At 35.0% G+C, this 21,041-nt stretch carries 23 protein-coding genes; 13 read left to right on the top strand and 10 right to left on the bottom strand.

The genetic code is table 11. The features are described 5' to 3' along the window. The first annotated feature begins 332 nt into the window (after positions 1-332). Both IGI66_RS18880 and IGI66_RS18875 read left to right on the top strand, forming a co-directional pair. Complete coding sequence (locus IGI66_RS18880) at positions 333-530, top strand: hypothetical protein (protein WP_010742455.1); 198 nt, start codon at positions 333-335, stop codon at positions 528-530. Positions 531-621: 91 nt separating this feature from the next. Beyond that, complete coding sequence (locus IGI66_RS18875) at positions 622-867, top strand: hypothetical protein (RefSeq protein ID WP_010742456.1); 246 nt, start codon at positions 622-624, stop codon at positions 865-867. Between the two features lie 447 nt (positions 868-1,314). On the opposite strand, the gene IGI66_RS18870 is transcribed toward IGI66_RS18875, so the two are convergent. From IGI66_RS18870 to IGI66_RS18840, 7 genes are all read right to left on the bottom strand, one after another. Further along, positions 1,315-1,641 carry a conjugal transfer protein TraF gene (locus tag IGI66_RS18870; RefSeq protein WP_438849960.1) on the bottom strand — a complete coding sequence of 109 codons (327 nt, stop codon included), beginning with the start codon at positions 1,639-1,641 and terminating at the stop codon, positions 1,315-1,317. A 286-nt stretch (positions 1,642-1,927) separates the two neighbouring features. Further along, a complete protein-coding gene (locus IGI66_RS18865; RefSeq protein ID WP_016249952.1) occupies positions 1,928-2,104 on the bottom strand; it encodes a hypothetical protein in 177 nt (58 codons plus the stop codon). A 30-nt stretch (positions 2,105-2,134) separates the two neighbouring features. Further along, the gene (locus tag IGI66_RS18860; protein WP_010742459.1) at positions 2,135-2,449 is read right to left on the bottom strand and encodes a hypothetical protein; all 315 of its coding nucleotides are present in this window, start codon (positions 2,447-2,449) and stop codon (positions 2,135-2,137) included. A gap of 412 nt (positions 2,450-2,861) precedes the next feature. Beyond that, a complete protein-coding gene (locus tag IGI66_RS18855) occupies positions 2,862-3,260 on the bottom strand; it encodes a hypothetical protein (RefSeq protein ID WP_438849958.1) in 399 nt (132 codons plus the stop codon). 902 nt (positions 3,261-4,162) lie between these two features. Then, positions 4,163-4,918 carry a hypothetical protein gene (locus IGI66_RS18850; RefSeq protein WP_114526113.1) on the bottom strand — a complete coding sequence of 252 codons (756 nt, stop codon included), beginning with the start codon at positions 4,916-4,918 and terminating at the stop codon, positions 4,163-4,165. A gap of 379 nt (positions 4,919-5,297) precedes the next feature. After that, entirely contained in the window at positions 5,298-6,341 is a 1,044-nt protein-coding gene (locus IGI66_RS18845; RefSeq protein WP_114526112.1) for a replication initiator protein A, read from the bottom strand. Between the two features lie 23 nt (positions 6,342-6,364). Next, positions 6,365-6,685, bottom strand: a complete 321-nt coding sequence (locus IGI66_RS18840; protein ID WP_114526111.1) for an XRE family transcriptional regulator — start codon at positions 6,683-6,685, stop codon at positions 6,365-6,367. A 371-nt stretch (positions 6,686-7,056) separates the two neighbouring features. Between IGI66_RS18840 and IGI66_RS18835 the strand changes: the two genes are divergently transcribed. Beyond that, entirely contained in the window at positions 7,057-8,022 is a 966-nt protein-coding gene (locus IGI66_RS18835; protein WP_114526110.1) for a ParA family protein, read from the top strand. Continuing rightward, positions 8,022-8,492: a hypothetical protein gene (locus IGI66_RS18830; RefSeq protein ID WP_114526109.1), complete on the top strand. Its 471-nt coding sequence runs from the start codon at positions 8,022-8,024 to the stop codon at positions 8,490-8,492. The genes IGI66_RS18835 and IGI66_RS18830 overlap by 1 nt, the downstream gene beginning before the upstream one ends. A gap of 1,611 nt (positions 8,493-10,103) precedes the next feature. Here IGI66_RS18830 and IGI66_RS18825 read toward each other — a convergent pair. Further along, positions 10,104-10,697, bottom strand: a complete 594-nt coding sequence (locus IGI66_RS18825) for a recombinase family protein (protein ID WP_162787403.1) — start codon at positions 10,695-10,697, stop codon at positions 10,104-10,106. Between the two features lie 232 nt (positions 10,698-10,929). On the opposite strand from IGI66_RS18825, the gene mazE reads away from it, so the two are divergent. Next, positions 10,930-11,163 carry a type II toxin-antitoxin system PemI/MazE family antitoxin gene (mazE, locus tag IGI66_RS18820; protein WP_438849955.1) on the top strand — a complete coding sequence of 78 codons (234 nt, stop codon included), beginning with the start codon at positions 10,930-10,932 and terminating at the stop codon, positions 11,161-11,163. Then, entirely contained in the window at positions 11,160-11,501 is a 342-nt protein-coding gene (locus tag IGI66_RS18815) for a type II toxin-antitoxin system PemK/MazF family toxin (RefSeq protein WP_438849953.1), read from the top strand. The genes mazE and IGI66_RS18815 overlap by 4 nt, the downstream gene beginning before the upstream one ends. A gap of 306 nt (positions 11,502-11,807) precedes the next feature. On the opposite strand, the gene IGI66_RS18810 is transcribed toward IGI66_RS18815, so the two are convergent. Then, a protein-coding gene (locus IGI66_RS18810; protein ID WP_316497776.1) for an IS3 family transposase occupies positions 11,808-12,934 on the bottom strand; the annotation gives its coding sequence in 2 pieces (ribosomal slippage) (positions 11,808-12,706 and positions 12,706-12,934; 1,128 coding nt in all). A 258-nt stretch (positions 12,935-13,192) separates the two neighbouring features. On the opposite strand from IGI66_RS18810, the gene IGI66_RS18805 reads away from it, so the two are divergent. Continuing rightward, positions 13,193-13,672, top strand: a complete 480-nt coding sequence (locus tag IGI66_RS18805; protein ID WP_086306073.1) for a GNAT family N-acetyltransferase — start codon at positions 13,193-13,195, stop codon at positions 13,670-13,672. 583 nt (positions 13,673-14,255) lie between these two features. On the opposite strand, the gene IGI66_RS18800 is transcribed toward IGI66_RS18805, so the two are convergent. After that, positions 14,256-14,420 carry a transposase gene (locus tag IGI66_RS18800; protein WP_438849950.1) on the bottom strand — a complete coding sequence of 55 codons (165 nt, stop codon included), beginning with the start codon at positions 14,418-14,420 and terminating at the stop codon, positions 14,256-14,258. A 227-nt stretch (positions 14,421-14,647) separates the two neighbouring features. Here IGI66_RS18800 and IGI66_RS18795 point away from each other — a divergent pair, with 227 nt between their 5' ends. From IGI66_RS18795 to IGI66_RS18770, 6 genes are read left to right on the top strand one after another with little or no spacing between them, the layout of a single operon-like run. After that, a complete protein-coding gene (locus tag IGI66_RS18795) occupies positions 14,648-17,380 on the top strand; it encodes a sigma 54-interacting transcriptional regulator (RefSeq protein WP_438849949.1) in 2,733 nt (910 codons plus the stop codon). A gap of 55 nt (positions 17,381-17,435) precedes the next feature. After that, complete coding sequence (locus tag IGI66_RS18790; protein ID WP_086306075.1) at positions 17,436-17,864, top strand: PTS sugar transporter subunit IIA; 429 nt, start codon at positions 17,436-17,438, stop codon at positions 17,862-17,864. After that, positions 17,839-18,321, top strand: coding sequence for a PTS sugar transporter subunit IIB (locus IGI66_RS18785; protein WP_086306076.1), 483 nt, complete (start codon positions 17,839-17,841; stop codon positions 18,319-18,321). The genes IGI66_RS18790 and IGI66_RS18785 overlap by 26 nt, the downstream gene beginning before the upstream one ends. 16 nt (positions 18,322-18,337) lie before the next feature. Next, positions 18,338-19,123, top strand: a complete 786-nt coding sequence (locus IGI66_RS18780) for a PTS mannose/fructose/sorbose/N-acetylgalactosamine transporter subunit IIC (protein WP_438849946.1) — start codon at positions 18,338-18,340, stop codon at positions 19,121-19,123. Further along, positions 19,110-19,913, top strand: a complete 804-nt coding sequence (locus IGI66_RS18775; protein WP_438849944.1) for a PTS system mannose/fructose/sorbose family transporter subunit IID — start codon at positions 19,110-19,112, stop codon at positions 19,911-19,913. Before IGI66_RS18780 ends, IGI66_RS18775 begins: the two co-directional genes overlap by 14 nt. Before the next feature lie 18 nt (positions 19,914-19,931). Further along, the gene (locus tag IGI66_RS18770) at positions 19,932-20,987 is read left to right on the top strand and encodes an SIS domain-containing protein (protein WP_438849942.1); all 1,056 of its coding nucleotides are present in this window, start codon (positions 19,932-19,934) and stop codon (positions 20,985-20,987) included. Positions 20,988-21,041: the final 54 nt, after the last annotated feature.

The following is a 21,041-nucleotide window of genomic DNA, read 5'->3' as shown; positions in this document are numbered from 1 at the left end:
CGAATGTACTCTTCCCTAGAAAAGGCCCACTTCAATAATTCTAAATCCAAAAATATTACAAGTATATTTGCCGTTTTAAATTTGAAGGAAATCAAATCAATGAAAATGAATCTGTTTATCTACGACATTGATATCAATAGTTTTGATACAATGAAAAGCGCTGTGAATAATTGTAAAAAAATTATGAATAAATAGGTCCTGTCTTTTACACTGAGTTAACTGCTCAGTGTTTTTTCTTCAATAAACTGAGTTAGTTGGTTTATTAAAACTATCTTTTTACCCCTTTAAAAAAATTGCTTGTGGTAAAAATAATTCGCAGAAGGTGAGTATCTGTGTCCATTGAATTAGAACGTTCTCTTGAATTAAGAAAGATGCACTTAGAAAAAGAAGATCAAGAGTGTAATCATGAGTATGAAAAAGAGGTTTTTAACGATATTCCCACTGGAGATTACGCTTGTAAAAAATGTGGTAAATCTATTTCTAAATCCTTTTACATTGGACTAATGAAGGTTAAACAAGCACTAGATTAGTTTAATGCTTCTTCTTTATTGACTTGGGTTACCGGATAGTTCCAGATAGTTCTATTCAATTATGTTACACTCAACAGAAGAGGTGATTTTTATGTTAAGAACACAAATTGATGTTATTTCTTTAATGAAATCAGTTTCATTGCGCGTAGCTGATTCTTTCGACAGCGCTTCTGTTATTGCAGAATTTAAAACTCCTGAAGAATTGCTAGCATATTCAGAAAAAAATTTTGATTTCTTTTCTGAGGAATTTCTAAAGTCCTTCCGTAAAGATTTTCAAGACGCTTATGTCACTGAGATAATCAAACAATTAAAAGAACAAAGTGTGTCCTTTAATTAGACTCTAAAGCAGAGTCTTTTTTATTTATGCAACTTCTGCCTTGATTCCCGTCGTTACTAGACTTTTTATCCTAATTTGTATAACCTTATTTAAAAGGGAGTGATTCCGTGTTAAAAAGAGTACTAACATCAATTTGGGTAACATTCATCTATCTTTTTGTCTCCAACCTTGGCAATTTGTTCTTCGGAGTTAGCAAAACTTTCAGTTGGACGACAACTCTGTGGGAATCTCTATTTTTCTTTATCTTTGTATTTTTACTTTTGCAGTTTAAAAAGAAGTGATATTCTCCTATTCTCCGTTAGCATACTTTCCATTTAATTTCTGATATCATGTTAGTGAAGGTGTCAATGTGAATTTTTTTTATGTTTTTTTCAGCTTCTTGACTAGTTTAGGTATTCTACTAATGATTTATGCTTTTTATCGTGACTTCAAAAATTTAACTTTACTTCAAAAGATTTCACTCATAATCATTACTATTGGCGTGACAACTTTCCAAAGCTTTGACACTAAATCGTCAAATCGTTCAATCAGATACGCTTCCGTATCGTTTTCTAAAAGCCAATCAATTTCTATTTTCCAAACTGCTCCTTTTTTCGCTGCGTTAAAGATGTGCCCTTGGAAATCTTGTGGAATAGCTATGAAACATTCTTTGAGCTCAACAACAATCGCTGTAAAAACTGTTTCATCTATACCGCAATTCTGTTCATAGAAAACAATTCTGATAATGTCTCCTGACTTAAGTTGTTCACTCTTCGTTAACGCCTGCTGCATCATTCGATTTTCTCCCTCAAATAAAAATCCGTAATTTCTAATTGTAAATGTTTCTCAAACTTCAGCTGAACATAAATCTTGTCAATTTATTTGTGATCTCATAAGAGCACTTTCGATAATCTTTGCGAAAATATAGGACAGGATCGTACAAAAAGCAGAAACTATATAACCCGTGCCGACAAAATACAAACCAATAGTTAAAACAGCGCTAAATACTGATAAAAACTTTGCGTTTCTCAAATCTTTTCTTAACTCCCTCATAGAAACACGATTGATCATTTGAACGAGTTCATGTCTTTCCGAAGGCTTTTTGTATGATGTATGCATTTTCTATCAACTCCTCTACAACTTCATATGGATAAACTTTTTTCTTTGAATTCTTATTCTGTTGATCTACTAACCAATCAAGCTTTTCGCTCGTTCCTTTTTTGAAGACAAATTTCCTTCGCGGATTCTTAGTAGGCAAGGTGGGCCCTCCTTCACTATAGGGTGGCCCCTACTTTTTCTTCTTCATACGAGGTAACACTAATTCGCCACGATTGATATTCACGTCATCAGTGACGTAGCAGCGATAGCTGCCGTCAACTGCTAAAACAACCTGCTTAATAGGGATTTCTGTTTGCTTTTTGTACTTTGTAACTAAAACAATCCTCTCTAAGTTATAAATGGATTGACCGTCTAGTACCTCATTTTCAAATAGTGACAAGCTCATGTTTGGCATGACTTTGATTGCTACCATGATATTCTTTTTATCCCAAATCGGATCGACTGTTTTTCCGATTGGAAGTGTGATCGTTTTTCTTTCTCGCATTGGTATGCTCCCTTCTTAGTATCCTGGATACATAGTGTCTAGTTAAACGTTTATTGTTTACTAAATAATTGTGTATTCGTAGAACAAAAAGCTTTCGCAGATTTTTACAACCGGAGAAATCTAACTCCTATTGAGGCCGGATATTCGCTCAGTATCGATTATACGTCTTCGCAAATCCTCAAATGTTTGGTGGCTCACCATTCCTTTTGAATGGTTACTCCAAATCCCTTAGTAGCCATGCTGATTAATTTGGAGGGGGTTCTACTTCCCGAACTTCATCTATTCAGTTTTGGTTCCGAAAGCCCTCGTCATCAGCGCTTTTCGGATAATGTGTTAGAAAGATAATTGCTAGTGGTTATCTAGCAAACAATAAACGTTTAACCTTGATTCTTTAATCTTGTTAAGCGATCAATCATTTTTTACTGTAATAATGTGCTAGCATTTGCTTTGCATACTCCGTATCTTCAATCCGCTGGATCATTTGATAAAAATACAACTCACGATTGTTTCCAGAGCCATTCCCTACTGAAAGCCACTTATTTTTTCTAGTCGTTCGTAGCCTTGTGTCTGGACAAGCTCTCTCAGCGATCACTTGATTCTTTTGATCAAAGATAAAACGAATCTTGGGAAATATTTCCTCGACGCTCACACGATCTACCTGAACAGGTACTTTCCGTCCATGTTCAAAGAAATAGCAATACTTCACCGCAAATCCTTCTTCCAAAAACCAAATTTGATTATTCAACAATTTAATTTTTGTACTGACTGTTTCTAAATCTTTTGCTCGTACCTCAATCCCAATCGCACCCATAGGACACCTCCAACTATTTTTTATTAAGAATCAGCTCTTGTCTAAAACAACAAAAAAAGGGATACGTAGTCTACACTACGTATCCCTTACTCGACTCACGGGGGCATTTATCCAACATTCGCATTTAAAAAATATCAATAAAAGTCCTATTACTCGATAATTCGTTCCCTTTTGGGGTGAAATATTCTAACAATACTATTCTAATTTTGATATAATGACGAATGTCTGGAGAAATCCATGACAGCCGAGGGTTAACGTAGTAAGGGTCTTGTCTTACTACCTCAGCTGATCGCTGACGGAGCCTGAGAAACTCCCGAGATCAGTTGAGCCTTTGGTTATTTTTTTCAAACAATATAGCATCCTGCTTGAGAGGCAAGAACTAATTCGCTTTCAGTTTAAGCCTTTCATTCCTGTTAAGTCAAGAAGTAGTTCTAAAAAAGAATCATTCTAACAAACTCTCAAGTATAAATTACTTAGCAAAGCATACTAATTCTCTGTTTTTTTATCCCCTTTCTTTCTGTTCTCTTATTCGATACTTCACATGATCAATTCCTACATAAAACGGCATATTCATCCAATCAACTAGCAAGTCAACGTTATTTATATTTAACCTCGTAACTATATTAAGCACAATAAGAATTTTGAAAAATAAATTGTCAGAATAGTTGCGAATCAGAATATTTTTACATAGACAAATAATCAAAATAGCTTTCAAATGAGATAGACGTCTTAATCTCACAGATAATTATAACAGAGTTCTAACCGAAAGTGAACACATGTTCGGTTTATTTTTTTACCTTTTAGGATTGAAAAACACCCGTTCATGATATTTTTGGAATATCCACGCAAAATGTGCTAAAATCCCGCCTCTCAAAAAAGAGTTATCAGATTCAATTTCACGCCTAATCTTTTCGTTTTCGAATCACAAAATCGTGGACTTCTCGATTGAACTCTTTATCTGCTCCGTCCCTGGCTTTTCCTTTTTTAACGGATTCAGACTGTCTGTTCTCCTTTGGCATGGTTGGCGATTTTGTTTTCTTGACTTCTTTATGCTCCTTGACTACATCTGCGTATTTCATTTTCTTATAGCCCTTTTCCGTCTTTTTATACAACCAACTCACGGGTCTTCGTCTTGTATTCATGAATCGCTGTTTCTGTGACGCATTCTCAATAATCCGTTGAACTAAAACATATAGTTTCTCTTTCCGGCCGTCCTTCGTATGCAATATGATAGGCACAATATCCCCTTTAGAGATCTTGTCATTGATCTTCTCTGAAGACTTGAACTTTAAGTTTTTGTCAGTCCGTTTGAATTTCTTATCAACCAATTCAACAATAATTCCTGTATAAACAACCTTTTCAAAAGCTGACCTTTTTTGCTGCTCGATGGCTTTTTCACCTGACTTTATGGCCGGATCTTCATCAAATATTTTCGTCAAGACCCCAGTGTATGCAGCTTCTTCTTCAGGCGTTCGATCATCGATTACTTCGAGAACGTAAACAAGCTGTCCATCTGAAGAAAAAGCGAGCATTCCAGGCTTTAGATCCTCTGAAATTTTCTGCTGATCCACTCTAAAATAATATTCTGTATTTCTTAATTTAACAGCACCGCTGATCTTTCTCTTTTCAAGAACGACATGTACAGTTTTTGCTAACACTGAATTCACTTCCCATAAACTATTTTTAAACCACTCTATCAGAATTTCTTAACCCTACCCTAGCGATCACCAACAGTAAAGCTTAATCAATGTTCACAGTATCGAAAAAAAAGAGGAAACTTCCTTGAGCTCCGGCCCAAATAGAAAATGGTAGAACTAGATAACTTCTATCAATTCGACCTTTGATAAGGCAGCGAGCATTAAGGTACTGTATAAAACAAGCCAACGTATCATGGATAGAATAGATAAGCACGTTGCGGATTTAATTCTTATTTCGATTCTAAGCTGAATAGTTCTATTCTTTCGCGGATTCTTTTCTTGAGTGATATCTCACGCACTCTTTACATTCCTTCTAGTATTTTTAACATCTAACCACCACTTAGTTTACCCAGTTATGCAAACTGATGTTAGGTAAGTTATCACTCTCTTGTGCAGCTTTTTTGGCTTGGATTGGATATTCGACAAACCAATTTTTTACATAAGTAAAAATGACATTCTGCATGTCTTTGATTTCTTCATTCTTTTGTTTCTGATAGGCACGTAAGACAGTATTGTATAACCCTTGATCGGGGTTTACGATATAATCATCCATTTCCTCGTAAACCATTTTTATTCCAGCAATCTGCTCAGCTTTGTTTTTGGCATTATGAATTGTCTTAACTGTTGTCTGTGCTACGCTGTAGCTAGGAGAGAATGTTTGAATTAGTTTTAAAACATTATCAGGAACAAACGTCGCATTGACTCGCTGGGAGTTGCTATTGAGTTCTACAAAATTCTCTAAAAGGAGTTTTTCTTGTAGCTCGTCTTTGTCTGAGTCTATAAAGTGTCTATTAGTGTCTAGAGTGTTAGAAGATTTATATAGATTGTGTGTGATTTTCCCACTTTCGGAGAAATGCTGATTTGATAAAGAATTTCCCCAAGATGGTTTATTCCCACATTGGGATAAGTCCTTGATTTTATCGGTTTCTTCTGAAAGTGTGATTTTCCCACTTTCAGAAGATCCAGCGTTCTCACTCGATTTTTTATCGGTGTAAACATCCGTTGCAGTTAGATCTAGTTGTCCTAAATACAGTCTAGCTGGTACCCCTTTTTTACTGCCATCAGGCAATTTTTTTGGCGGCATTCTTTTTGACAGCAGTAAACCAAAAGAAGCTAGTTCTTTTTTTATCGTTGCAACTTTATTATTACCCACATGCAATAGATCCATTAACTCGGCGGTAGTGAAGATAAAATATATATTTCCGTCTTGATCAACCCAGTCATTTTGTAAGGAATACTCACAACGATCTTTTAACATTGCGTAAGCAATTTTTGAGTCATTAGACATTTTCATGTATTTATCACTTTCGAAAAGGACTTTTGGTAATTGATAAAAAAGAGCTTTTCGAGTTTCATTTGCTGAAATAAAGTTAAAGTCTGTCATAAAAAACCTCTCATTTTTTTAAGTTAGGTCATCTCGAAATTATTTAAGCGGAACTCCTCTAGCTCCTCATCTGAATCGATAGACTCTAGCTGTTCTTTTATTTGATTTAAATCGTATTCATGAACTTTTAGTAAAGGCTCATACTTACTGAAAACTAGTTCTTCAAATTGATCTAATGCGGTTGCTCCGAAAGAACGAGTTCCATTGTCAAATTCTCTGACAAAACTTAAAGTAAGTCCGATCGCTTTTGACAGTTCTGGTCTGCTGATATAGTATTCTTTTATTAAAAGTTTTAAGATATATCGATCGTATTCATTTCTAAATTCTTTAGTTCCATGTTTCATACAAGAACCTCCCACGATGCGTTGTTACATGCAACAACATTTTTGCTTGGTCACAGTTTATCACTTATAATCCCCAGTTTCAACTACTATCAGTAGAAATCCCTACGCAATCATACTAGTCAGAATAAGGCTATATAAAGCTGTTTACCTTAATTACTATTAGAAATGCATTACTAATAAAAGACCAATATATTACTATTAGTATTTTATTACTATTCCTTTCATAATGCATTAGATTGTTTTTATCTGTGTATTGTTGTTGCAATCGACTACATACTATGTTACCTTATAGTCATAGAAAATGATATTCATGAATTGCTTTAAGTATTATTAAAGTAATATAATGCATGACTATTTAGGAGGAATGGAATATGGCGTTGAAACTCAGTGTTTCGGCAAATAAAGGTGGCGTTGGTAAGACGCTCATTTCAATAAATTTAATTGGAGCTATTCGAAAATCTTTTCCTAGTTCTAGAATACTTGCGGTTGATACTGATGCCCAAGGGAATCTAACAAAGTCTTTTAGGGTTAAGGTAGGCAAAGAACAAAATACAATTTATGATGTTTTTATGGGTCAAGCTAAGGTTGAAGAGACTATTGTTCCAACCTATGACACACAAATAGATGTGCTACCTGCAAACTCTGATAATAACTTTTTAGAGTTTGATAAGATGGAAGAGTTTCGAGATAACATCCTCGAATGGTTCGCATCATTAGTAAAAAAATCAAAAGATAATTTAAAAGCAATATCTAATGTTGCCGGACTTAAAAAAATCCTAAACAAATCTATAGACCCTAGTTCAAACTATTTCAATGCCCTAGAAGGTTACTTTGATAGTGTTGAGGATAAATACGATTTTATTATCTTTGATACTCCACCAGAATTGAAGCAAGTAACATCATCAGTTTTGACAATATCTGATGTAGTGATTATTCCTTATGAACCTGATATGAACGGTGTTGATGGAGTGGTTCATTTGATTTCTAGAGTGAATACTTTAAAGGAGAAATTCAATCCTAACTTGAGAATTGGCGGTGTTTTAGGGAATAAAGTATATAATACGAATGTTCACGCTAAAATGATCAACGCTATGATGAAATATACGAATAGAAATGGATACCACTATTTTGATACTGAGTTACCACGCTCTATTAAATTTGCAGATAAACTTATCAGAAGTGGTATGCCAATCACTATGAGCTTCCCAGATAATCCATTTGCACAACATTTCTATAAGCTACTTGATGAAATGAATCGGATCGGTTTGTTATCGGCTGAGGGTGAAACCCTTGATATTCCTCATAACCTATTTAAAGAAAGTGAGGTCGAAGAATAATGCCTAGATCTAATAAGAAACGTCCATCAGCGGATTTTCAAACAGCATTTGATGATGATTTGGACGAAATCGAAACACCAGAGGATTCTCTGGAATTTGATGCATCAGATCAGTATGAAGCTGATCCAGAAGAAGAGGTCCAAATTGTTGAGAATACGTCAAGTAATTCTCAAGCTCAAAAGTTTGGTTTAACTGCTGCAAAAGAAAGTGATTCAGTTGAAAGTATTAACAAGACGTACAAACTAAACGAGTACACTGTGAGAAAGCTTGATAGTCTAATTCATAAGGATAATAAAAATAGCAAAAAGCTTGCAGGAACTAAGGGGTTTCTTTCCGATTTTTTAGAGAATGCAATTTGGCAACACTTTTACCAACTAGGACTAATTGATGAAGATGAAGCCAATGAACACATTAAGGATTATGGCAAGTACCCTCTTAATGTTGAGAACTTTAAAAGCATAAAGAAATAAATTATACGACTAAAAGTAATATATTGCATTGCTTTTAGTCGTATTTTATATTGCTTAAATTATTACCACATATATCCTAATTTTAAGAAAGAAAGACAATACGATAAAATTACTAATAAAATGGTATTTTATTAGTAATTTAATAGTAATATAACGCCATTAAACGGGACTAACTAAGGAAGATGAAGCCAATGAACACAAAAAGAATTATTGTAAGGTCATTTTTTTTTAAAAGATTTAAATGCATAGAAAAATTTATACGACTAAAAGCAATGCAGTATATTACTTTTAGTCGTAGTTCATATTTCTACAAGTATTACTATAAACATTTTAGTTAATTTAAGAATTACCAATACAATACGATTAGTAATAGTAAAGCGTTTTATTACTAATGTAATAGTAATGTATTGAAAATATATTATGATTCTATTGAATTACAAAGTGTATAATACTGGCCTGAATGAAAAATAAATATCGCAAATGAAATCAATCATAAAACATCGAGATGTAGCATATTCATTTATTGGAATTAAAGAAAAAGTAGCAACCAATTTTATTTTTTGATTGCTACTTTAATATGTCCTACTTAACCGGTAACAACCACTGATTGGATTAAAACCATGGAGTTGATTGCCAGCTTTATTATAGCTGTCTTAAGTGACTACATGATTATTATTTGCTGCGACTTCAAAACTCCAACTGGGTAATAGTACCGGATATATAGCTTAGAAGGTATAAGAATTTTCTACAAAGGCGATCCAACAAAACAATTATTAGGATTGTCATTAGGTGATTTTAGAATAGCATTAGAGAGGAAATCAAGCTCTAGGTAGTTAATTTTCCTTTGTATCGAAGTGCCTTCGCAGCCGTTTTGCGCACCTAACGCGTATTGAGTATAGTTTCGTACATTGAACAAGCGATAATCTTCATGATTCTTTGAACCGTTTCCAACTGTATACCGAGTGATACCTTCATAACACCAAAAAATTTTTCTGAGTTATCTCACACTGCTCTTGCTTTCGTAAAACGGCATTAAAGCTCAAAGAGAATACTATTATTTTGCGTACAGTATTTCTGAAATTACAGTCATGATAATCGTTACCCATGGAAGTTTCGAAACTACTTCAGTAACAATGATCTCAATTTCAAATAAGGTATGGGCCGCTTGCTACACTTCATTTGGTCGTTAAGGATCTCTAATTTTAATAAGGGCAAACTTTTCTGAATAAATCTTCTCACCCTCATGAGCAAGTAGACCGGTTGAAGAGGGGAGAGTTTGAATCGATTTGTATACCAGACTATAGCTTGGAGGAACAAAAGTCACATAACTATCTATGAATAGTTGCAACACTCATTTTTCTATGGGCAATGAGTAAGCTTTTAATTTCACTGATTACATCATGGGCTAAACGAGTTTTGCTTCTATCAAATCTTGTTTTATGAACTAATCCAATTAATCAATCGTCTTGATAGTGTTTCTTCCAACGTAGCAATGTCCGAAGTGGTATTCCTTCATCTTCAGATATTTCAAGTAAGAATTTTTGATAAGCTAAATTTGGTCGAATTACTTTGTACTTCCTCATTGCTGCTTGTCTTTTATTATGGGAATAACTAGATAACTGATCCTTTCTGTTTTTCATTATCTCTGGCCTCCATTTTATCGAGATATCGGTAAATTGTTGTTCTAGAGACATTCCATTTTTCAGCAACAGTTTTAATTGGCGTACCATTATCAATTAACATTTTCATTAGGTCTAAATCGTTAGTATTCAATTTTTCTGGTCTTCCCCCAAATCGACCACGAGCTCTTGCTGCAGCTCTACCAGCCGCAGAACGTTCCAATATTAAATTCCGCTCGAATTCTGCGAACGCAGCAAACAAATGAAACATCAACTGGCCAGTAGAACTTGATTTGTCCATTGTTATATTTTCTTGCAGGCTATGAAAACCGACTCCTCGTTCATTTAATCTATTTACAATAGAAATTAAATCTTCCATATTTCTTCCCAAGCGATCTAATCGCCAAACAACTAAAATATCTCCAGCTCGAACAAAATCAATTGCAGTTTCTAAACCTGGGCGATTACTTTTTGCTCCACTCATATGATCGGTGAAAATTTTATCACAACCAAATTTTTTAAGACTATCTTCCTGTAAATCCAAATTTTGCAATCCTGTAGAAACCCGGGCGTATCCTATTTTCAAAAAAATCACTCCATTCTCAAAATTATTGTAACATAACTTTATGTAAGAGGTATTATTTGAACATAGATTTTGATACGGGTTTATGAACATAAATTAACTACTTTTTATTTGATAAAAGACAAAAAAAGAAAGTGTACAGAAAGGGACCATTTTCTGTACACTAACTATTCATGTTTCTATCTATTGCGATACATAATGTTACTTAGTATAATTTGGTGAGAGAGGTGATACTATGTTAATTACAAAATCTAGATTACAAGGGAGTTCCGTTGTAATAACGCTGCCATCTGATAACGGTAAAAAACCTGAAGAGAATCAAGAATATATTGTAGTATATTCTGATGATGGAACGATCACCTTAGTTCCAAAAATTGAAGATCCTTTCAGTGGCGGAGAAGAAGCAGAATACTATGAGAAAGATGAATGGTCAGATGTATCTCCGGAAGGGAGAGAGATTATTTTATGAAAGAAGAAAATAATTATATTCCTAAAAAAGGAGATATTGTATGGATTGACTTTGATCCTTCTTCTGGAAAAGAAATTCAAAAAAGACGTCCTGGATTAGTAGTATCTAGATACGATTTCAACCGCAAAACAATGTTTGCGGTTGTTTGTCCGATTGCTTCTACGATGAAGAAACTTCCTACCCGCTATTCACTACCCGATGAATTAGATACAAAGGGGCAAGTGCTGATCTCCCAATTGAAATCACTCGATTTCAAGGTAAGAAAACTAAAAAAAATCGAAAATTTGCCACTACAAGATATGTCCAGAATTGATCAAGTTATTGAATATATTTTTTAAGGAAAGTGGCCTAACGGTATACTATCTCGTCTATAAAAAATAAAGTCATTAAATAAAAAAAGTACTGTTGCTCATACACTTGGTCCGTATACTGCTACTGTTTGGAGAAATATAAGATTACTTGATTGCGAAATGTTGCATCAATAAGATTTATATAGCAAACTAGATATTATTTACCATTGACTTCAAACTAATAATTGAGCGTGCTCTCTTTTATTAGTTTGAAGTTTTTAATTAAAAAATACTAAAACAAAAAATTACAAGTGGATTTGAGTCAATATCTTGGACAAATTTTAGTAGAGACGGCTATGCCATTTCCTCTCTTGACAGATCTTCAAACTCCTGTGGAGTTAGATAACCAATCGAACTATGGATTCGATTTCGATTATAGAATCCTTCAATGTAGCTAAATAACGACCGATTTGCTTCTTCAAAATCTGAGTAAGTAGTCGTATATACTTCTTCTTTTTTCAATGAGGCATGGAAAGATTCGATTCCCGCATTATCATAAGGCGTTCCTTTTCGGCTATAGGAATGTCTTATTTTGTTGGATTTAAGCCAGTTTTCCACGTCAATTGCTGTATATTGGCTGCCTAAATCAGTGTGTAGAATCATTCCTTCTGGAATGGGATAATGCTTTTTTGCTTTATTCAATGTTTGGATCACACAATCTACAGTCATTCGTTTTGAAAATGTATAGCTAATAATTTTTTTAGTATGTAAATCCATGATTGAAGACAAGTAGCACCAACTATTTTTCTTGGTAGGAATGTAAGTGATATCAGCCACCCATTTTTCACAAATCGTTTTAGTAGAAAAATCTTGGTTTAAGATATTTACTCTGGATACCACTGCTTGTTTATTACTTTGTGGTTTGTATTTTCTAATAGTAATAGAACGTAAACTCAGTTGTCGCATTAGTTTTTGTACGTGTCTAAGTGAAACTGAAATGTTTTCTTTGAGCAATACATGATAGATTTTTGTCGCACCATATCGCTGTTTGTTTTCAAAAAAGATATCAGTAATTTTCCGTTTCAAGAAATTATTTTTTATTTGCGTAGCAGTTAAAGGTTTATTTTTATAGAAATAATAGACACTTCTGGGAATTTCTAATAACCGACACAACAAAGAAACAGTGTAATCCTTACACCATTTTTCTATAAATTGAACAAGCGAATTTAGGTCTTTCGAGAGAATATGGCTGCGGCTTTTTTTAAGATTTCAAGTTCCTCTTTTAAACGAGCATTTTCTTTTCTCAATTCAGCCACTTCTTTTCCAGTCAGTCCTGTGGACTGATTAGGTAAATATAAATTCTTCCATTTGTAAATCGTTGCTTCAGATAAGCCATATTCTTTCGCTAGCCCTCGAACAGAACGTCCAGTTTGATTCAGATCAACAATCATCTGTTTGAAATTTTCTTCGTATCGGTTCATAAAATTCATCCTCTCGTAGATAAGTTTAATTTATTTCTGTCTCCACGAAAAGTTGTCTAAGATTTGATACTAACACCAGTCTTTTTTCCAGAACCGTTTGGGGCAATTGTATAGGAAAAACAAGGTGTCAAAATGATATAGAAGCTAAGAAATGAATAGAGCGTTCAGTCACTATATGATAATCTAATTATAGAATCATTTAGCAATGATTTTAAGGAAAGGGTTAAGAACGTAAACAGAAAAGAGGGGAATAGCAAAGTGAGATTAATTGAGTATGACGATCAAATAGGATTGATGAAACAGATAGATAGCTATAACTTACTTAAAAATCAAAGAATCTTTTCAGCGCTTCCTAAAGAATCCATAGTTGATTCATCTAAGAAAAAAAATAGACACCCTATTGTGTTAGTGACAAATAATGAAATTGTGACTACTTTTTTTATCTTGCAAGAAAAAGAAGGTATAGAAACCTATTCTGATAATAAGCACGCTATTTTATTAAGAAGTTTTTCTACAAATTCAAAGTATCAAGGGAATGGTTTTGCTAAAAAGGCTTTACAATTACTTCCTAGCTATATAAGAAGCCATTTTGAATCAATAAATGAAATCGTATTAGCTGTGAATTCAGTAAACAATGTGGCAATAACTTTATACAAGAAATGTGGCTTTATAGATACTTCCCGAAGAATTAAAACTGAATACGGTTCATTAATAGTTTTTAGTCAAATAATAGAGTAAAGATTGAAAAAAAGTAAATATTCAAAGAATCGGATACATAATGTGGGGAAATTTTTTTCTCTTAGAACCTTGAAATAGGTATAGTCCTAAAATGATATAATGGTAGATAATATTTTGGGCTATCTAAGTAATAGCTTGAGGTTTACTATGCTAACGGAAGAACTGGAGAGAAGCAACCTGTCAGAATTCATGGTTTCCTATAGTGTGGAAAAAAATCCAAACAGAGTACTCAATTCAGATTGCGACAATCAAAAGTCATTGAAACACAGAATGAAGACAAAGCCAGGAAGAAGCTCTATGAAATAGAAAAGCGAAAGATAAACTATATTTCTTCAGTAACAATTTTCGCATGGATGGAGAATACTAGTGAAAAATAATCACTGTTAAGATTAATCAAGTATGTAGTGTACTTGATTTTTTGTCATCCTTTCATAACTGTCACTTTTAGGTATAGCCAAAGGGAGCATATCCGATATTTATTGTATCAGGGTTACTGCTCTAAGAATATGTTAATTTTGAATGGCGTATAAACAAAAACACCAAATTGTGACAAAGTCTGACCTCAATTTTGTACTTTCATGGTTCATTTTTTTGTAACAACTATCGTAATGAGATACAGCATTTTTAGCAGCGACCCATCCGATGGGAAGAAATTTTTTGACTTTATTGTTTTGCGAAGTTGCTGCTGAAATACCTCAATCACACTAGTTGTATAAATGATGCGGTATAAGGTTCTGTTGCAAAGCATATCTAGTTAAAGGCTGTTGTTTTAAGTTTACTATCGATCAAGCCGGGATACCTAGTAATCCTTTTGGAGTAAACGTCATGAATATTTTTAAATACTTAACTGCTCATTGATAGATGGACACGATCTATTAATTAGGTTTGATATTGATTATAGGTCTATTGCTATTTTGACCTATGAAGAATTGATTTCATCCCAGACTTCGTTAGAATGGTATAGAGGTGGTTGGGATGTCTACATTAGAAAAAGCAATTTTGGAATTAGCAAATGAGAAGTGTAAGAATCTGCAATTAGACCAATTAGAGCGATTTTTCTTTGACACACCTGAAATAGAGAAACTACTGAAGGTAAGCAGGACCCAAGCTAGTCGAGCAGCTAATCGACTTGTTGAAAATGGGTTGCTAGTTAAAGTGAATACGCGACCAGTTTTATTTTTAGCCAAAAAGGTCTTTGAAGAACATTTTAAATTGGAATTGAATAAGGAATATGAACGAGTGCAGGAAATCGTCGAATTGATAAAAAAGCTACCGGCGGAAAGAGTGTTTGAACAAATGATTGGTTGGGATAAAAGTCTCTCTGAGGCATTGGAACAACTAAGGACAGCAGTCTTTTATCCAGAAAATGGATTACCGATTATGCTGATGGGAGATACAGGTGTCGGAAAAAGTTATTTTGTTCAGGTGATGCATGAGTATATGATCAAAGCAGGCGTGTTACCCTTTGATGCGCCTTTCAAGGTGCTAAACTGCGCGCAGTATTACAATAATCCAGAACTATTGTCAGGACTTTTATTTGGATACGCGAAAGGTGCATTTACTGGAGCTTATGAGAGCCGGGCTGGATTGTTGGAGGAAGCCGATCAAGGATTACTTTTTTTGGATGAAGTACACCGGTTAAATGCTGAAGGCCAGGAAAAGCTTTTTACGTTTATGGATAAAGGAAATTTTGTAAGAATTGGTGAGACAAAGTCGCGTAAAGCTAAGGTGCGTTTGGCTTTTGCAACGACGGAAAAACCTCAAGAATTTCTACAAACGTTTTTAAGAAGAATTCCAATTCATATTTACGTTCCCAATATGGATGAACGCGGAATCATGGAAAAACGACAAATGATTGAGTATTTATTTGGTAAAGAAAGCCGCAAACTGAATCAACCGATTGAGGTAACACCGCGAGTGTTAAATATTTTACTGCAGACATATTACGAGGGGAATATTGGAGAAATTGAGAATACAATCAAATATGCTTGCGGCAGCGCCATTGCCCGTAATGAACAGACTCAAGTGAAAATTCAGTTGCGTGATTTGCCACAAAAAATCTATGCTCATAATATACAAAAGGAACAATGGTCGACCTTTGAGGGTTCTAATCTTATCTTTTCAGGCTCCTATGAGAGAAAGCAGGTTTCTAGCCGAGCAAAGGAGCTGACTGGTTTTATTTCTAGAATGATACTTCTTCACGAACATTATGAGAATGGTGAAGAAACGTTGCATGAATTGAAAAAGCAATGGTTACAGCAAGTGACTCAATTCATGGATGAGTTAGTGTATCAGGATAAATATGCTAGCCATATGTCATTGGAAAAATTTATTTTTACGACAATGCAAGAGATTTTTAGGGAACTAGATTATCAAACAAAATTCCGATACGATGGCAATTTTGTTTTGTTCTTTTCTCATTACATTTATCGTTATGTCTTGAAAGGCGAAACAGATCAGTTATTTTTTCCAGAAAGTTTAAAACAGTTGATCAATGAGAACTATCGATTAGCAAAAGGCGCGATAACTACACTTTTACCAGAAGTAGAAAAACGATTAGACTTAACCTTTAATGATGTAGATCGTAGCTTGTTTATTCTTTTCTTATCAACACTAGAACAGACTGAACAAGAAGCAGATTTGGATGCCATCATTTTAGCGCATGGTTATGCCACTGCTAGTAGCATTGCCAATGTGTGTAATCGAATGTTGGGTAATTCAACGTTTGCATCCATTGACATGCCGATCGAGGCTACATTGGACGATATTAGTGAAAAGGTTCGTCTTTATATAGAAGAAAACCAGGTCAATCGTGGGTTAGTAATTTTAATTGATATGGGCTCTTTGAATATGATTTATGAGCAGTTGAAGCAGGATATTGAAATTCCAATTTTATTTATTGATCAATTAGGAACTTTAATGGCTTTAGAAATTGGTAATCTAATTCAGCAAGGTAAGGATTTAGCAGAGATCGCTGAACAAATGAAAGAAGTTACCGTACCGAACATTCAGCTCTTTCAACCGGAACGTAGTAAACGAAAAGCAATTATCACTACCTGTTTTACTGGGCTTGGAACAGCTGTGCAGATCCAAAAGTTATTGTACGATTGTTTAGATGGTATGGTGGATATTGAAATAATCCCAACAGAATTCAGTGAGTTGAAGAAGAATGGCATTAGCCCCGCGTTAACAGCCAAGTATGACCTTTTGGCAATTATCGGAACAGATGATCCAGAAGTGCCAAAGGCGAATTTTGTTCTTCTAGAAACCATCATTTCCGGTGATGGCTCCAGCAAAATCGCGGAAATTTTTCAACGAACCTTGGCTGAAGATGACATTATAGAAATCAATAATCGACTGGTAAAAAACTTTTCGTTAATTCGGGTGATTGATTCTTTGACGATACTGGATACCAAGAAAATTATGGAACTTGTTGAATGCTGTATTCAACAGTTGGAAACTCGCTTATTTTTAGAATTATCTAATGCTCGCAAAGTTGCGATGTATGTCCACGTCAGTTGTATGGTGGAACGTTTGATCCGACATTCTGAAATTATGGACTTTCCTGATTTGGAAAAATTTTCATATGATCATCAAAAGGAGATTAGAGTGATCCAGGAAGTGTTTAGTGTGCTAGAGCAGACTTATAGTGTGACAGTTCCTCTCACAGAGATCGGATATATCTACAATATTCTTTATAATCCGTAGCGTGCCACTAGTTGGCACGCTTTTTGCTTTATATAAAAGCGAAGGAGGGATTTAGTTGAAATATTTAATTGCGACACATGGTGAGTTTTCAAAAGGAGTCATTGATAGTGTTCAACTAATTATTGGAGAAGATATAGCGATTGATTATTTCTGCATGACAAAGTCAAAATCTTCTGAAGAGGCTTCCAAGGAAGTAAAACGGTACTTAGCAAGTGTAAAGGAAGAACCGTTAATTGTTTTAGCAGATGTGTTTGGAGGAAGTGTCGCAAATCTTTTTACAGAATTTTTATTAGAGGGATATGATTTTCAATTGGTTACGGGAGTGAACCTACCCATGTTATTGAACTTATTCTTGTCAGAAGGTTCAATAGAGGAACGAATAAACAATAGTTTAGAAGAAGCTAAAAGAGGAATCTTACATGTAAATGCATGTATTGAAAGTAAAGGGGGCGTACAAGATGACAGTATCATTATTGAGGATTGACGATCGTCTGATTCACGGACAGGTAGCTTTTGGATGGACTTCATCATTAGGGGTCAACACCATTTTGGTCGTAAACGATGAAGCCAAGAATGATCAAATGAAAGCCATGGCACTAAATTTGGCAAAGCCAAGCAATGCAAACTTATATATCCGAAGCGTTGAGGAATCAGGTGAAATTGTCGAGAAATTTAGCCATTCCAAAAAAAGCAATGTCTTAGTTCTGGTAAAAAATACAGCTGATGCACGCAAGCTGATCGAAAATGCTGGTAACGTCATTAAAGAAATTAATATTGGCGGGTTACGTTTTTCCGAGGGCAAACGTAAGTTGACGGATCTAGTGGCCGTTGATGGGGAAGATATTGAAAACTTGAAAGCGATTCATGCATCTGGAGTGGAAGTCGAATTTCGGATGTTGCCAAGAGATAAACGAAAGACGTTGGAGGATTTTGATTTGTAAGAAAGGAGAAAATAGAATGGTAGCACAAGCATTAATGCTAGGGTTGATAGCAGGAATCGGAATTTTGGATGGCCGTATTTTTGGACAAATGATGTTTGATCGACCACTAGTAACGGGCCTCTTTGTTGGCGTCGTTTTAGGCGATGTTACACAAGGGATTATTATCGGGGCTCAACTAGAATTGATCTGGATGGGTATTGCAGGTATCGGTGCAGCAACACCGCCTGATGTTGTAACGGGAGGCATTTTAGGAACAGCATTCGCAATTATTTCTGGTAGTGGTGTTGAAGTAGCTTTGGCTTTAGCAGTACCGATAGCTGTATTGGCTCAAACTTTGGGTGTTGTAGTGAGGATTGCTAATACTTATTTTGCTCATAAAGCTGATACGTATGCTAAGGAAGCAAATTATAGAGGACTGGCCATTTCAATGTGGATTCCGGTTTGTCTGTTTTTCTTGAGTACATTTTTACCTACATTTTTAGCCATTCTTTTGGGAGCAGATCAAGTTTCTACTCTTATTAATTCGATTCCTAAAGTAATTTTAGATGGGATGGGTGTTGCAGGGTCACTGTTACCGGCAATTGGATTCGCTTTATTGATGGACATGCTCTTTTCGAAAAAAATGGCACCATTCTTCTTCGTCGGTTTCTTGGCGGCAGCATATGGTGGCTTGAATATCACAGCGATCGCTCTGTTTGCTGTATGTCTAGCTTTTATCTTACATTTCTATATCGAACCCAAAAAGGAAGCAACTGACTTGGCTCAAGATAATTTAACGGAGGGAGAGATTGACTTTGACTAAGGTAACTAACAAAGAGCTTCGAAGCGTATTCTGGCGTTCATTTGCCTTACAGGGAGCGTTTAACTATGAGCGAATGCAAAATATTGGTTATTGCTATTCAATGATTCCGGTAATTCGACGATTATATGGCGAGAAAAAAGACCAATCAGCGGCATTAATTCGGCATCTGGAAATTTTCAATACTACACCGGCAGTAGTTCCGACTATCATGGGAATAACTGCGGCGATGGAAGAAGAAAATGCTAACAACGTTGACTTTGATGAACAATCGATCAATGCCGTTAAAGCGTCACTGATGGGACCGTTAGCTGGAATTGGAGATTCGATTTTCTGGGGAACTTTACGAATTATCGCTGCCGGTATCGGAGTTTCAATCGCCAAAGACGGCAGTATGTTTGGACCTATTTTATTCCTGTTGATTTACAATATCCCGAATTTTCTTGTTCGAATTTTTGGCCTGAAATTAGGTTATCAGGTTGGAGTAAGCTCACTGGAACGAATCCAAAAAGAAGGCTTGATGGACAAGATCATGTCTGTAGCAACCATTATTGGGTTATCAGTAGTGGGTGGTATGGTAGCCACTATGTTATCAATATCCACACCATTGGAATTAAAAATCAGTGGGGCTGAAATAGTTGTTCAGGATATTCTGGATCAGATTTTACCTAACATGCTTCCGCTGATATTTACCTTTGTGATCTATCGTTTGATCAAGAAGGTTAGTATTACTTGGTTGACTATTGGAATTATCATATTTGGGATTTTAATGCACGCTATTGGAATTTTATAAAAAAAGGAGAATTGACAAATGGCTACAATTGAAAGTTACATGTTGGAAACACCGGAGAAAATGGAATTAATTATTGAGAAATCTGCGGAATTGTTTACAGAGGTAAAGAAAGCTTCTGTAAAACGAATTATCATTACTGGATCAGGAACAAGCTATCACTCAGGATTACAAATGAGTCAAAAAATGCAATCCTTACTAAAAATGGATGTCCGGGCAATGTATCCATTTGAGATTACAGAAACGACTTTTTTAACAGATAATGAGCAAACTTTAGTCGTTGGAATTTCCCAAGGAGGAAGTAGTTACTCCACTTATAATGCAATGAAGCTAGCAAAAGATCATGGCTGCATAACGGCCTCAATGGCAGGAGTAGAAGAAGCCTATATTGATGAGGTAGCGGATTATATTTTAACCGTTGACTGTGGTGAAGAATTAGCAGGGGCCAAAACTAAAGGATTCTATTGTACGAAGTTGAACTTATTGTTGTTGGCATTGTCTATTGGTTTAGAGAAGAGGACAGTCTCAGAAGAAAGGTTCAATAGTGAAATTGCTGAAGCAAGGGAAGCAGCAAAACATTTCCGTTCGGTCTTCGATGCTTCTGAAGCGTGGATTGAGGAACACAAAGAATCATTAAAAGAGATTAAAGATATTCGTATCACTGGCCCAGCTTCATTATATGGAGACATCCTAGAGAGTGCATTAAAACTATTAGAAACCATGCGTTGTCCAGTTACAGGTTATGAATTCGAAGAATTTATTCACGGAATTTACAATGCAATCAATGATGAATCGACTGTGTTCATTTTAGATGTCGGAGACGAATCTCGGTCGCATAAAATGAAAGAAGTCCTATCGGGATGGAGTGAAACAATTTATTTAATTACTAATTATGAATCGGATAATGCGAACCTAGTTTTACCTACCGCTGATAATAATGAAATGTTGACTTTTAACTTCATTATTCCATTACAACTGATGTGTGCAAAAATTCCAAATTTGCGCGGAGTTGATCCATCCACACCAAAAGATCCACAATTTCATATGAAATTAGGAAGTAAGAAGTTTAACAAGTAATAGAGCAAGCATTGTATAGTTTTGTAAAATGAAGTTAGACCCAATAGTTAGACC

This window comes from Enterococcus sp. AZ048 (assembly GCF_051715125.1).
In the GTDB taxonomy this organism is placed as follows: Bacteria; Bacillota; Bacilli; order Lactobacillales; family Enterococcaceae; genus Enterococcus_A; species Enterococcus_A gilvus.
Note: the sequence above shows the minus strand (reverse complement) of the source record. Positions and strands in the feature narration are given on the sequence as shown.